This is a genomic window from Sulfurihydrogenibium sp. (assembly GCF_027448985.1).
GTDB lineage: Bacteria > Aquificota > Aquificia > Aquificales > Hydrogenothermaceae > Sulfurihydrogenibium.
In genome coordinates, this window is sequence record NZ_DAIDMN010000032.1 from 1 (window position 1) to 13,773 (window position 13,773).

At 30.9% G+C, this 13,773-nt stretch carries 18 protein-coding genes; 11 read left to right on the forward strand and 7 right to left on the reverse strand.

Annotated elements, in window-relative coordinates; translation table 11 throughout:
* Positions 1 to 44: 44 nt before the first annotated feature.
* From NE054_RS04015 to NE054_RS04025, 3 genes are all read right to left on the reverse strand, one after another.
* A complete protein-coding gene (locus NE054_RS04015) occupies positions 45 to 560 on the reverse strand; it encodes a hypothetical protein (RefSeq protein ID WP_297888840.1) in 516 nt (171 codons plus the stop codon).
* Between the two features lies 1 nt (position 561).
* Positions 562 to 1,326: a hypothetical protein gene (locus NE054_RS04020; protein ID WP_297888843.1), complete on the reverse strand. Its 765-nt coding sequence runs from the start codon at positions 1,324 to 1,326 to the stop codon at positions 562 to 564.
* 109 nt (positions 1,327 to 1,435) lie between these two features.
* On the reverse strand, positions 1,436 to 1,798 hold the full coding sequence (locus tag NE054_RS04025; protein ID WP_297888846.1) for a hypothetical protein: 363 nt from the start codon (positions 1,796 to 1,798) through the stop codon (positions 1,436 to 1,438).
* A gap of 128 nt (positions 1,799 to 1,926) precedes the next feature.
* Between NE054_RS04025 and NE054_RS04030 the strand changes: the two genes are divergently transcribed.
* The 11 genes from NE054_RS04030 to NE054_RS04080 all read left to right on the forward strand — a co-directional run bounded on the left by NE054_RS04030 (position 1,927) and on the right by NE054_RS04080 (position 9,372).
* On the forward strand, positions 1,927 to 2,343 hold the full coding sequence (locus NE054_RS04030) for a hemerythrin family protein (RefSeq protein ID WP_297888848.1): 417 nt from the start codon (positions 1,927 to 1,929) through the stop codon (positions 2,341 to 2,343).
* 34 nt (positions 2,344 to 2,377) lie between these two features.
* Positions 2,378 to 3,511: a pyridoxal phosphate-dependent aminotransferase family protein gene (locus NE054_RS04035; RefSeq protein ID WP_297888852.1), complete on the forward strand. Its 1,134-nt coding sequence runs from the start codon at positions 2,378 to 2,380 to the stop codon at positions 3,509 to 3,511.
* A gap of 103 nt (positions 3,512 to 3,614) precedes the next feature.
* Positions 3,615 to 3,908: a hypothetical protein gene (locus NE054_RS04040; RefSeq protein WP_297888855.1), complete on the forward strand. Its 294-nt coding sequence runs from the start codon at positions 3,615 to 3,617 to the stop codon at positions 3,906 to 3,908.
* A 57-nt stretch (positions 3,909 to 3,965) separates the two neighbouring features.
* A complete protein-coding gene (gene hisIE, locus NE054_RS04045) occupies positions 3,966 to 4,586 on the forward strand; it encodes a bifunctional phosphoribosyl-AMP cyclohydrolase/phosphoribosyl-ATP diphosphatase HisIE (RefSeq protein WP_297888885.1) in 621 nt (206 codons plus the stop codon).
* Positions 4,587 to 4,597: 11 nt separating this feature from the next.
* Positions 4,598 to 5,065 carry a peroxiredoxin gene (locus NE054_RS04050; protein WP_297888858.1) on the forward strand — a complete coding sequence of 156 codons (468 nt, stop codon included), beginning with the start codon at positions 4,598 to 4,600 and terminating at the stop codon, positions 5,063 to 5,065.
* Positions 5,062 to 5,841, forward strand: a complete 780-nt coding sequence (locus NE054_RS04055; protein ID WP_297888860.1) for a dihydroorotate dehydrogenase electron transfer subunit — start codon at positions 5,062 to 5,064, stop codon at positions 5,839 to 5,841. The genes NE054_RS04050 and NE054_RS04055 overlap by 4 nt, the downstream gene beginning before the upstream one ends.
* 40 nt (positions 5,842 to 5,881) lie before the next feature.
* On the forward strand, positions 5,882 to 6,403 hold the full coding sequence (locus NE054_RS04060) for a viral A-type inclusion protein (RefSeq protein WP_297888863.1): 522 nt from the start codon (positions 5,882 to 5,884) through the stop codon (positions 6,401 to 6,403).
* A complete protein-coding gene (locus NE054_RS04065; RefSeq protein ID WP_297888866.1) occupies positions 6,393 to 6,878 on the forward strand; it encodes a 6-carboxytetrahydropterin synthase in 486 nt (161 codons plus the stop codon). Before NE054_RS04060 ends, NE054_RS04065 begins: the two co-directional genes overlap by 11 nt.
* Entirely contained in the window at positions 6,879 to 7,472 is a 594-nt protein-coding gene (locus NE054_RS04070; protein ID WP_297888869.1) for a 5'/3'-nucleotidase SurE, read from the forward strand.
* On the forward strand, positions 7,473 to 8,963 hold the full coding sequence (gene trpE / locus NE054_RS04075) for an anthranilate synthase component I (RefSeq protein WP_297888871.1): 1,491 nt from the start codon (positions 7,473 to 7,475) through the stop codon (positions 8,961 to 8,963).
* Between the two features lie 79 nt (positions 8,964 to 9,042).
* On the forward strand, positions 9,043 to 9,372 hold the full coding sequence (locus NE054_RS04080; RefSeq protein WP_297888873.1) for a DUF5335 family protein: 330 nt from the start codon (positions 9,043 to 9,045) through the stop codon (positions 9,370 to 9,372).
* Here NE054_RS04080 and NE054_RS04085 read toward each other — a convergent pair.
* From NE054_RS04085 to NE054_RS04100, 4 genes are all read right to left on the reverse strand, one after another.
* Complete coding sequence (locus NE054_RS04085; protein ID WP_297888876.1) at positions 9,366 to 11,666, reverse strand: endonuclease MutS2; 2,301 nt, start codon at positions 11,664 to 11,666, stop codon at positions 9,366 to 9,368. The two genes, NE054_RS04080 and NE054_RS04085, sit on opposite strands and share 7 nt — an antisense overlap.
* Positions 11,663 to 12,646, reverse strand: coding sequence for a UDP-3-O-(3-hydroxymyristoyl)glucosamine N-acyltransferase (gene lpxD / locus NE054_RS04090; RefSeq protein WP_297888878.1), 984 nt, complete (start codon positions 12,644 to 12,646; stop codon positions 11,663 to 11,665). Before lpxD ends, NE054_RS04085 begins: the two co-directional genes overlap by 4 nt.
* Positions 12,643 to 13,143, reverse strand: a complete 501-nt coding sequence (locus NE054_RS04095; RefSeq protein ID WP_297888880.1) for an OmpH family outer membrane protein — start codon at positions 13,141 to 13,143, stop codon at positions 12,643 to 12,645. Before NE054_RS04095 ends, lpxD begins: the two co-directional genes overlap by 4 nt.
* Positions 13,144 to 13,166: 23 nt before the next feature.
* On the reverse strand, positions 13,167 to 13,773 hold a 607-nt coding region (locus NE054_RS04100), incomplete at its 5' end, for a BamA/TamA family outer membrane protein (protein ID WP_297888882.1).

A 13,773-nucleotide genomic window follows, 5' to 3' on the forward strand; every position in this document is an offset into this window, starting at 1 on the left:
CCAGTGGTAGTTTTACTTTATGATACCACTGGAGGTTTTTTATTTCATCTTTTTTTCGAATTGGAAATTAGGGTTTTTTTATAAAATTTATCTAAAACTTCATCGAATTCGTTTAAGTTTTTACTAAACTTTTCAACTTTTTCCCTATCTTCCAACTCTTTGCTGGAATATACCGATATGTTTATCCCAAGGTTTATAAACTGTTGTATAGTGTCAAAAAGTTCTTTTTTGTCATCTGAATTTACTATTACAACATCTTCCGTGTTGATTTCTCTAAAATCTTTTTTGTAATTGTTTATTTTTTGTAGTAATGTGTATAGGTCTGGTATCTCAGTTAGCTCTATGGTTTCTCCATCTTTTTTTAAAGAAACTGTCACAGGATTGGAGTAGTTTATATTTTTACAAAATTTGACTTTTTGCTTTAAATGTTTTGGTATAAACCTTCCAGCTTCTTCTAAAAACTCGTAAAGATGTTTGTCTCCATCGTAAACTAATATATCGTACATTGCAATTTCTTCTTCTAAGTCTGGTGAAACTGAGTTTACTTTCAAAATCTCCATATCACAAACCTCCTTCTAATGTTTTTAATGTTTCTTTTAGATATGTATAAATTTCTCCTAACCTAACCATTTTGAGTATTTTCTCATTTTCAACTTCCAAACCTTTAACACTTAAAACATCGTACATTCTTTTTACGAATTCCAGATATTCTTCAGAATTAAGTTTGTTTACTATGTTTCTGACATATATAGATGTTGAGTTTACAAAAGCTTTTTCAGCGTTTACAGCGTTTATCACTGACAACTCAATCAAACTTTTTAGATTTTCCAAGTCTTTGTTTATCTCATCTAAAACTTCATCGTAAGTTGATGGTGGTTTTATATTTGTGTTATCTTTATTTGTATTAAGTAAAGCGTTTCTAATCTGTCCAAGAGTACCAGCTTTTTCCAACTTACTTAATACTAAACTTAAAGGAAGATTTGATACAAGTCCCATTACTTCTAAAAACATAGCCATCTCATTACCAGCCAAACTTTTTAACTTACCAACTATTTGATTTAACATATTCATATTTTCTTTAAGTTGTTCTTGATAAAGAATAGCTCTCTCCACTATGTTTATTCTAAGAGTTGGGTCAAAATTTGGACTGAATGCCCAAAGTGCGTAAACTTCCCCTTGAGCTTGTTGGAGTTTGTTTTTTCTGTCTTGACTTGTTAGTGGATTTTTGACTATAAGCTCTAAAATATCTCCTAAAAATCTCATAACTAAACTACTTATTTCATAGGTTCTAAACAGACTGTTTTTATCTATAAAATCATCTATCAAGTTTTTTATATCTTCCGAATCTAAATCACTTTTGGAAATATTTTTTGCAAAATCTTGCAGATGATGTAGGTTTTCATAAATGGATTGTTTGAATATAGATACAATATTTTCATATATTTATTTTACTGGTTTCTTCGTTTAAAACCAAGTATGTGGAATCTCTTATCTGTGATTCGATATTTTTACTCAACTCAGCTCTTAGTTTTATGTTGAAACTGTCTGGTTTTTGTTCAAGTGTACTGGTATGTAATTCTACACTGTTTTTTACCTCTTCTACAATTTCATCAGATGGTGGATTTATGTTTTCTATTACTTTTTCTTTTAGTTTTTCTGATAGTTGTTTTGTTTGTAAAAACTTTTTGGTTTCTATCTGTAAGTTTTCTAACTTTTTGGTTAAAGTTTTCTTTAGGTTGTCGGAAAAGTAGTGAAGGTTTCCTTCGGTCCTATAAACACCGTGTTTATATTTTTCCAAAACTGTTAAGGATTTTTGTATGGTTTGACTTATGAAATAAAAGTTAAAGTCAAACACTGAAAATTTTGAAAATTTTCTTGATTTAGGATATAATTATCTTAAAATCTTAAATTAGGAGGTAAGTTGATATGTTGATAAATGTAGGAGAAGTACCAAAAGTTGCTTTGGAAGATATGAATGAAATTCATGAAGATGAGATAAAAATTGTCAACAAGCTTTATGAAAAGATTTTGGGTTATGAAGATAACAAAACAGATTTTGAAGAATTAGTTAAGGTATTTGAAGAGTTTTTAAACGATGTTGTTAATCACTTTTCCTTTGAAAATTCTCTGATGAGTGAGTATAACTTTTTTGCTTATCCGATGCATAGAGGAGAACACGATAGAGTTTTATTCGAACTGAAAAGTTTAGAAAAACTGTTAAAAGAAAATAAAGATGTTGAAACTTTAAAAGATTATCTTGTAAACAACTTCAAACCATGGATTGTAAACCATGTCAAAACCATGGATACTGTAACGGCTATGTATCTATCAAACTTTTTATAATATAATTTTGTAATAATATTTAAAATCTTTTAAGGTGGAAACACTGAGAAATTTTATAAAATTTTTAGAAGAAAGTTTAGAAGAGGTAAAGTCTAAAAATCTTTATCGAGAAAGATTGGTTATTCCAGATGATTTTATAAACTTTTCATCAAACGATTACCTTGGATTAAAGGACAATCAAAAAACCAAAGAAAAATTAAAAGAAAATTTAGAAAAACTATCTTTGGGAAGTGGAGCATCAGTTTTGGTATCCGGATACACTCAAATTCAAAAAGATCTTGAAGAGTTTATAGCAAATTTTAAACAAACTCAAAGTTGCATAGTTGTAGGAAGTGGATATATGGCAAATGTTGGATTGATACAAGCCATTGTAAAAGAAGAAGATGTTATATTCAGTGATGAGTTAAACCATGCATCCATAATAGATGGAATAAGATTATCAAAAGCAAAAAAAGTTATTTACAAACATTTAGACCTTAACGATTTAGAAGAAAAAATAAAAAAAACAAGTACAAGAGGTATAAAATACATAATAACAGATGGTGTATTTAGTATGGAAGGTGATATTGCACCTCTTGATAAGTTAGTTGAGATTGTAGATAAATACGATGCTGTCTTGATAGTTGATGATGCCCACGGAACAGGAATAACCGGAGAAGGTAGGGGAACTTTATTCCATTTTAGTATAAAACCAAAGGAAAACATAATACAGATGGGAACATTATCAAAAGCAGTTGGAAGTTATGGTGCGTTCATATGTGGTTGTAATACCCTTATAGATTATCTGGTAAACAAAATGAGGTCTGTAATATTTACAACAGGATTGTCTCCAATCCAAAACTTTATATCTTTAGAAAACTTTAAATTGTTGGCAGAAGAAGATTTTAGAAGGTTTGATGTTTTGAAAAAAGCACAGTACCTTTATGAAAAATTAAATGAAAATGGAATAGATATAAACTTTCATAATACTCCCATTTTATCTTATGTAGTAAAAAGTGAAGAAAAAGCCATAAAAATAAGAAACTATCTAATGGAAAATAAAATATTTGTTCAAGCAATCCGCCCACCAACAGTACCACAAGGTACATCAAGGTTAAGAATAACCTTAACCTACAACAACAAATACGAAGATATTGATAAATTATTGAGTTTAATAAAAAATCTATAAACAAAATTTTGTTTTGCATCCGGATGTTTTTTTTTGCTAAACTATATTTTGAACTGGGAACTAAGGTTGTTAAATCAATCTTAAAAAGGGGGATTAACCTACTATGGAAAAAGGAAAAAAGAGAGTTAAAGTTAGCATTTTAGATTTCCAATTTGATAAAAAGGATTTAACTTCCGTTTTTAAGTTGGAATTTAAAGATGAAAAAGACAAAAGGATAGGTCGTTTAAAAATACATGTCAGCCATGATTTTGATAAAGGAAAAGTGGAATGTAAAGTTTTAGAAAATCCGGATAAGGTAGATGATGAACAGTTAAGTGAACTTTTGGAGATTTTTATAAAAGGCATTTTCAGTAAAGGTAGTTTTGAACAGTTATTAAAAAAGTTCCCATTTAACTAATCTTATTTAAAGTGTTATAATTATTTATAATTATCAATTTTGTAGAGGATTGTTTTGATAGATTTAAGTAAGGTTAAATTTGATACAAACGGTTTAGTCCCTGTTATAACTCAAAATTTTTACTCAGGTAAAATTCTTATGCAAGCTTATGCAAACAAAGAAGCGATAGAAGAGACTATAAAATCCGGATATGCAACTTACTACTCAAGGTCAAGACAGTCTTTATGGAAAAAAGGAGAAACTTCCGGAAATTTGCAAAAGATTATTGACATAAAAATAGATTGTGATGAAGATAGTTTGATATACTTAGTTGTTGAGGAGGGTCCTGCCTGTCATACAGGTGAAGAAACCTGTTTTTATAGAAATCTAAATTTAGAAAAAGAAGATAAACCTTTACCTTTTGAGTTATTTCATAAACTATACGAAAAAATTCAAGAAAGGAAAAATGCTAATCCAGAAAACTCATACGTTGCAAAACTTTTCGAAAAGGGCAGTGATAAAATCATTCAAAAAGTCGGGGAAGAAGCGATAGAAACAGTAATCGCTTTAAAAAATAAAAATAAAGAAGAGATAGTTTATGAAACTGCGGACCTTTTATTCCATCTTTTAGTCGCATTGGTAGATAGTGGAGTAAAATTGGAAGATATTCAAGAAGAACTTTTAAAAAGGTATAAATAGGAGGTATTAAAATGGAAAAAGCGAAAGACTTTTGTCTGCCTGGAATAGATGAAAACGGAAAAGAGATAAACTTCTGTTTAAAAGACTACTTAGGTAAAGGAAGAGATATAATTTTATACTTCTATCCGAAAGACGACACTCCCGGATGTACAACAGAAGCTTGTGATTTTAGAGACAACCTAAATACTCTTAAAGACTATGGTATAGTCGTTGGAGTTAGTCCTGACTCTATTGAAAGCCATAAAAAGTTCAAAGAAAAATACAACCTAAACTTTATACTTCTATCGGACCCTGAAAAGAAAGTAATGCAAGAGTATGGAGCTTACGGAGAAAAAGTTATGTACGGTAAAAAAACTATGGGTGTTATCAGGTCTACCTTTATAATAGATTCGGAAGGAAACATAAAAAAAGCATGGAAAAATGTAAAAGCAAAAGGACATGTAGAACAGATTCTAAAATTTTACGGAGCAAAAAAGTGATTTACGATTTAGAGTGTAGAATTACAGAAAACCGATTTGTAAGCGGAAAAACTTATATTTTAAAACTCAAAGCTCCAGAAATAGCAAAAACTACAAAAGCAGGTCAGTTTGTGATGGTAAAACCGACTTTGGAAGATTACTATGACCCTTTACTAAGGAGAGCTTTTGCTATCGCCGATGTTGAAGATGATGTTATTACTCTGTACTACGACGTTTATGGAAAAGGAACTAAGTTTTTAACAAACAGGAGAGAAGGAGAATATATAAATGTTCTTGGTCCATTGGGGAACAATCTTTTTCCGGAAAATTATGATAACTACATAGTAGTTGGTGGTGGGATAGGCTTTGCCGGAGTTAGTTTATTTATAAAAGAGATTAAGAAAAAAGGAAAAAATTACACAGCCCTATACGGTGCAAGAAAAAAAGAAGATTTATCTATGATAGATTGGATTAACCAAAACAGTGTTAACGTTTTATACTACACAGATGACGGTAGCTTTGGGAAAAAAGGCTTAATAACGCAAGATTTAGAAGATATCATTGAAAAAAATCCGGACGCACCACTGATAGTATGCGGACCTAAACCGATGATGAAGGCTGTCAGTAAAATAGCGATAGAAAAAAATAGACCATGTTACCTTTCACTAGAAAGCAGGATGGCATGTGGCATAGGAATATGTGTAGGATGTGTAGTAAAAGATGTAAAAAATGATACTTATATTAGAGTCTGTTATGAAGGTCCTGTCTTTGAGGCAAAAGAAATTGAACTTTCTTAGACAAATAATAATTTTTTTTATTTTAGTTATCAATATCTCTATGGCAGAACAAACAGTTGTAGAGCCTAAAATTATAAAGTATAAAGGTGTAAAAGAAGAACAGCTAAAAAAGGTTGAAAATCAAGTATATAACTTATCCCAAAAACAGAGACTACTTGAAGAAAAGCTATCTCAGTTAGAAAAAATAAAAAATCTAACTTCCCAAGATAAACAAGTTTTGGAAATATTAATTTCCGATATCCAAGAGATAAAACAAAATCAGGAAAACTTAAATAAACAGTTAAAGGATCTTTCCAGTTATGTAAATAAAGCTCTTTTTCTACAAAACTTAATTCAATTTATTATTTTTGGAATATTTATAACTTTTATGTATTTGCTTTACAAGTATAAAAAAGATACAGGAAAAGAGATAAAAGAAGTAAATGAAAAGATAGAAAAAGCTATTGAGAAAGATGAATCAGAGATTATAATGAATCTCACAGAAAAAGCTAAAGAAGACCCAAAAGCAGCTGAAATATTAAGAGTATACTTAAACAGTAGGAGGATTGATAATGAAGTATGAAATAACAAAGATATTTAGATTTGAAGCTGGGCACAGGGTGTGGAAACAAGACTTAAAATCCGGAAAAGCAGCTAAACTATCTGAAGGTATCCAGATAGATAACAAATGTACCAATTTACACGGTCATAGTTACGTTTTGGAGGTAACGGTAGGTTCAGATACGTTAAACGAACAAGATGTTGTTGTGGATTTTTACCACATAAAATCAGCGTTGAAAGATTTGGTTGATAATGTGTTTGACCACTCATTCATAATAGACATTAATGACCCAATATACCCTAAGTTTAAAGAGTTGTTTGGATGTTATAAAATTACAGAAGTTGATTTTTGCCCAACAGCGGAGGCTTTGGCAAAATACTTTTACGACTTTTTAGTTAAAAAGTTGAAAGAAGCAAATTTAGAAGAGGATATAAAGGTTGTCAGTGTTACACTTTGGGAAACAGCTACAGGAAAAGCAACTTACAGAGGAGAGTAGTTGGACTTAGCAAAATTAATTCCGGTTTATTATTTTGAATTTATTTTTCGTTTTAGCTTTTTTCCGGGTTTAAAAGATATGCCAAGTCTATCCGGAATAAACACAGGTCCAAACATAGGAAACGATGTTTTCTACTCAGGAACGGTAGGAGCAGCAAGGGAGGGAACACTTTTTGAAATACCTTCAATAGCTTTTTCTGTTGGTTCATCAAAAAATCCTAACTATGAAGAAGTTGCAGAAGTATCGTTAAAGATAGTTAACGCGGTAGCTGTAAAAGGACTTCCAAAAGGTGTTTTTTTAAACGTAAACATACCAACTATACCTAAAAACCAGATAAAAGGATTTTTACTTACAAAACAAGGAAGAAGTGCTTACAAAGAAGAAATCGTAAAATATTTATCTCCTTCAAAAGAAGAGTATTACTGGATAGGTGGAGAAGAAGCTCTGTTGGAAGAATGTCAACCAGGAACAGACTACACAGCCATAAAAGAAGGCTTCGTATCCATAACTCCAATAAAACTTGACCTTACAGACTATTACGCAATAGAGAAGCTTGATGAAGAAAACTTTATATCAGAAATATTGAGGTTTTAGATGGTAAACATTTCGTTAGAAGAGTTCAAATCGTTAGCAAAAGAATATAACGTTATTCCTATCTATAAAGACATACTCTTAGATGTAGATACTCCTTTGTCCGTTTATTTTAAAATAACATCTGGAGGAAGGTTTAACTACATTTTAGAAAGTGTTGAAAAAGGAGAAAAAGTAGGAAGGTATTCTTTTATAGGTTCATCTGAAAATTTTTACATCAGAGCAAAAAACAGTACGATTGAAATCTACAACAAAGGAAAAATCTTTTACAAAGAAACAAAAGACCCTATAGATGAAGTAAAAAACCTTATAAAAGATTTAAAACCATACAAAGATAAAAACCTTCCACCTTTTTGGGGAGGATACATAGGATACATAGGTTACGATGTTGTTAAATTTTATGAACCTGTTGGAGACAAAAATCCGGATATTTTAAACATTCCGGATGTATATCTATTTTTAAGTGATGAAGTTGTAGCTTTTGACAATCTAACAAACAAAATAAAGATAATCGTATCTGCTATATTAAACGAAGAAAACGAAAGTTTGGAAGAAATCTACAATAAAACTATAGAAAAAATAAATAAAATAGAAGAAAAATTAAAAAAAGAGATACAAATAAAAAGGCTTTCATTAAAAAATAAAGAAGTAAATTTCCAAAATTGGAAATCAAACTTTACAAAGGAAAGTTTTGAAAAGGCTGTTTTAAAAGCAAAAGAATACATCTGTGAAGGAGATATAATACAGGTAGTTTTATCTCAAAGGTTTTCTAAAAAGTTGAAAACGGACCCAATAGATATATACAGAGCTATAAGAGTTATAAATCCTTCTCCATATCTTTTTTATCTTGATTTTAACGATATAAAAATAGTTGGTTCATCTCCGGAGATATTAGTTAGTGTGATGGATAGAAAGATACTTACAAAACCAATAGCCGGAACAAGACCAAGAGGTAAAACGGAAGAAGAAGACAGACTTCTAAAAGAAGACCTTTTAAACGACGAAAAAGAAAAAGCTGAGCATCTTATGCTTGTTGACTTAGCAAGAAACGATGTTGGTAAAGTAGCTTTAAAAGGCTCTGTTAAAGTAGATAGATTTATGTACATTGAAAACTACTCTCACGTGATGCATATAGTATCCGACGTATCCGGAGTTTTAAAAGAGGGACTACATCCATTAGATGTTTTAAAATCAGTTTTTCCTGTTGGGACTGTAAGTGGAGCTCCAAAAGTAAGAGCAATGCAAATCATAGAAGAACTTGAACCAGATAAAAGAGGTGTCTACGCAGGAGCTGTAGGCTATATATCCTTTGATGGAAATCTTGATACAGCAATAGCAATAAGAACAGCAGTTATAGTAAACGATACTGTTTACGTACAATCAGGAGCCGGAATAGTAGCAGATTCAGTACCTGAAAAAGAATGGCTTGAAACGGTAAACAAAGCGAAAGCGATAATGACAGCCATAGAATCTGTAGAATCTGATGATGTTTGAAATGTTGCATCTGAAAAAATAAGAGTTATATTTAATAATAGTTATAAAGTTAAAAAAAACATCAAAAAGGAGGGTTAAAATGGTAAAAGTGTTACCAAAAGAACAATGGGAAAGTTTTTTTGACAAACTTTCAAAACAACTTGGTTCAAAAGAGATAGAAATTGAGGTTGTTGGAGAGGAAATAGGAGACCAAGTTGAAACAAAAAAACAACCATTAATAGGCTTATCCTACGACCCTAAAGATGATGAGTTTATCATTACTTTAGAACAACATGAACACATAGTACCTAAGCCAAAAGAGATTGCTATTGATGAGGATGCAACCGGAGTAAAAGCAATTGAAGTTGTTGAAGAAGATGGTACAAAACACATTCTAAAAATGATTGAACCTTTAGCATTACCTCAGTGATTTTCCAAATAAACGATTGTGGCTCCCATACCTCCTTCATGGTATGGGGCATCTTCATATCTGATTTTATAAGGTAATCTATCAAGATATTCTCTGACTGCTTTTCTAAGAACTCCGGTTCCATAACCATGGATAATTTTAAACGTTGTTAATCCTTGTAAGATAACATTATCTATATACTTTTCTAATTCTTTTATTGCTTCCTCTTTTGTTTTTCCTATAAGATTTATAGATGGCATGATTTGAGAATGTGGTTTTGATACTTTAAGGCTTTTATTTTCTTCTTTTTTATCTTCTTTTACTTTTTCAAGATTCGATAAATTTATCCATACTTTTAATCCACCAAAATCTACATTTGCTTTATCCTCTCTTATTGAGATTATATAACCTTTTTGATTTTTCCCTTTTATCCGGACTGTATCTCCTTCTTTGAACTCTTCTTTTACTTCTTCTTTTTGCATACTCTCGAGTTCTATTTTTTTGGTTTTTATGAATTTCTCCAACTTGCTACCACTTTTTTCTTCTTTTACTTGTTTTAATATTTCGTATCCTTCTTTTTTTACATTTTCTAAGTACTTTTGGATATCTTTTAGACTTTCTTTCCATCGTTCTTTTTTATCTTTTTCAAGTTGTTGAACAAGTTTTTCGTATTTTTCTTTTTCTTCTTGAAGTTGATTTTTCAAAGCTTGAATCTGCTTTATTTCCTCTTCGTATTTTGATATCAATTTTGAAAAGTTTGTTGCTAAATCTTGGAATTTTAATACGTCTTCTTCCACATATTTTTTTGCTGTTTGGAGAATTTTTTGAGGAAGACCGAGTTTCTCAGCTATGTAAAATGCCATACTTTCTCCAACGGTATCGTAGTAAATTTTATATGTTGGTTGTAACGTTTCTTTATCAAATCCTACAGAGGCTATACGATAGTAATCGCTGTTTAACACGTACATTTTCACTTTTTTTAGATGTGTAGATGCAATTACATAACTGCCTTTTTCTTTCACATAATCTAAAATAGCTATCCCTAAAGCAGATGCAAAATCAGGGTCCGTTCCGGGAATAAGTTCATCAAATAAAATTAAGCTGTTTTCATTTGAAAGAGTTAAAATTTCCTTTATGTTTTTTATATGATATGAGAATGTAGATAGATTTTCTTCTATACTTTGATAATCTCCTATGTCTATAAAAACTTTGTCAAAAAGTTTTATCGTGCTGTTTTCGGCAACTGGGATAGGTATTGCTGTTTTGTATAAAAGAGATAACAATCCGGCTGTTTTTAGAAAAACAGTTTTACCTCCCGTGTTTGAACCGGTTATGACAAGACCTTTTTTATTTTCCAAAAGAATATCGATTGGGTTAAAAGGTTTGTTTTTTAGTAAAAAAATAGGATGTTTTGCGTTGTAAAGTTTTAGATTTTTATCTTCTTTTGGAAAGGTACAGTTAAACTCCTTAGCGTATCTAACTTTTACTTGAAGAATATCAAACTCTAAAACTGTTTCAAATGATTTTTTTATAAATTCTATCTTTGACCTGACCAAATCGGTCAAGAATTTTAAAATTCTTCTTATTTCTATCTGTTCTTGGAGTTTTAGGTCAGAAAGTTTGTTGTTCAGTGGAACAACTTCAAAAGGTTCTATATAAACTGTGTTTCCGGATGATGACCTGTCTTGAATTATTCCCTTTATTTTACCAACATAGTTGTACTTTATTGGTATTACAAATCTTTCTCTTCTAAGGGTTATTATCCTTTCTTGAATAGCTTCTTCGTAAGCTGATTTGTTGAGGAAGTTTTCTAAAAGGTTGTTTATCTGTTTTTCTACTTCTTTTATCTGATTTCTAATTTTTGATAAGTCTGTGGATGCGTTGTCTTTTACGGAGTAAGTGTTGTCTATACTGTCTATTATAGCTTTTTCAAGTTCTTTTAGTGGTGTAAGGTTGTGGTATAGACTTTTTAAAGCTTCTACTTGATTTATCTCTATAAACGATTTTATCTCTTTTACAACTTTTAATAATGTTGCAATATCAAACAGTTCTTTGGTAGATAGTATACTATCCTCTATAACTGCGATTTTTAGAGATTCTGAAATATCCGGATACTCTGTTAAAGGTAGGTATCCTTTTTTTATATAGAGGGAAAAGAGTTCTTCGGTTTTTTTTATCTCTTTGTGAAGTTTGTCCGGATTGTCAAAAGGTTTAAGGTTAACTAAAACTTTTTTTGTTAGGTCGTTATGGGAGTAACCGGATAAAAGCTGTAAAAATTTGTTGTACTCTATTGCTTCAAAATCTCTTTCTCTCATTCTACCTTTAATTTTTTTATTATTTCCGGAAGTTTGTAAATGATTGACATAACTCTTTTCCACCTTTTCCACTCTATTGCATTGATAGAGCTACCATATATTCCACTTTCTGTAATATCACTTCCTACTCCGGATTTGGCTGTTACTATCACATTATCGGTTATCGTTATATGGTCTGCAACACCTACCTGCCCTGCTAAAATGACATTGTTTCCTATTTTACTACTTCCGGCTATTCCAACCTGAGATACTAAAACCGTATTCTCTCCAATTTTACAGTTATGTCCTATCATTACCAAATTATCAATTTTTGTTCCTTTTTTAATAACAGTTTCATCAACTAAAGCTCTGTCTATTGTCGTATTTGCACCAATTTCTACATCATCTTCTATTATCACTTTTCCTACGTGTTTAATCTTTTTTCTCTCTTTTCCTTCTTGATAGTATCCAAACCCGTCAGCTGCTATAACCGCTCCAGAGTGAATTATTACATTGTTACCAATAACTGTATTTTTATAGATAACAACCGATGGATACACAATGCAGTTGTCTCCAATCTGAGTGTTTTCTCCTATGTATGTAAAAGGATAAATGATGGTATTTTTACCTATTTTTACATTATCTTTTACAACAACAAAATCATCTATAAATGTGGTAGAGTCTATATCTACATTATTTCCTATAACAGCTTTTGGTGATATGTATCCGGATTTCTTCTCTTCCGGATAAAAAACCTCAATTAATTTATAAAATGCAATATCCGGTTTATCTACAACTATCTGTGGTATATCTAAACTTTCAACAAAATAAGGAGTTAATATAGCTCCTGCAGATGTTTTTTCAAGTTTTTTAGGGTCTTTTGTAAAGGTTAAATCTTCTTTCGTAGCTGTTTCTATACTTTTTAGACCCTTCACATTAAAATCTTCTTTAAAATTTTCAATTTTACCGTTTACTATGTTAACTATTTGAGATAACTTCATTTTTGTTTGTTGTACTCCTTCAAAACCTCATTAGTTATATCAAGTTTTGGGCTTGCATATAAAACACCACTTACAAGACCACCGTAAAATATTGCATCAAGGTTCTTTTCTTTTGCTATTTTTTCAGCTATTTTCTTAATCTCGGAAACCATACTTTTTTCCGCTTCCGCTTTCATTTTTGCTAGTTCTTCATTAGCTTGTGTTTCCAATGTCTGAAGTTGTCTTGCTAATTCTCTCAACTCTTTTCTTTTATCTTCTTTTGCTTTTTCGTTTAGAGCTGGGCTTTGAAGTTGTTTTTGTAACTCTTGTATCTTGTTTTGAATATCTCTTGCTTTGTTTTGATAAAAGGTAAGCTTATTTTCTAAATCTCTTTTATACTTTTTACCTTTTTCAGATTCGTTCATTACTTTTTCCATATCAACGTAAGCCACGTTTACAGCTTTTGAAACACTTACCAACATAAAAACCAACATAAAAACAGACAAAATTTTTCTCATTACATCACTCCTACAATTTATTTTTAGAAAAATGTACCTAATATAAATCCAAATCTTGAACCACTAACTCCAGATGGTGGATTTAAAACTTTACCATAGTAAAGCTCTATAGGTGCAAAAGGAGTAATAATCTTAAGACCCCCACCTACAGAGTTATACATGTTAGAAAAAGGATTTCCTTTGTCAAAACCTTTACCTTGGTCTAAAAATACAAATCCCCATAAAAATCTCTCAACTATTGGATGGGCAACCTGATAGTTTAGAACTATCTGTCTCTTTGCACCAGCAGGGTTTCCATTTTCGTCTAATGGTCCAGCTCTACCCCAGTCAAAACCCCTTATCGTAAAGTCACCACCTACGAAAAATAGCTCGTCAAGAGGAATACTTTTTGATATCTTCTCAACAAACCCAAAGCTACCTTTTACTGAAAAGATAAAATCTGTATAGAAAATTTTATCCGGAATTATTTTACTTGCAGATAAAACAGCTTTGTAAAAATCCCTTGTTCCGGTTCCTGTTTTTAAAGAAAGAGTTACATCGCTTCCACTTGTAGGAAGAAGAGGGTTATCTATCGTATTTCTGTTTATAAACCATCCTACAGAATAAAGGTCGTACTTTCCAGCTTGTTTT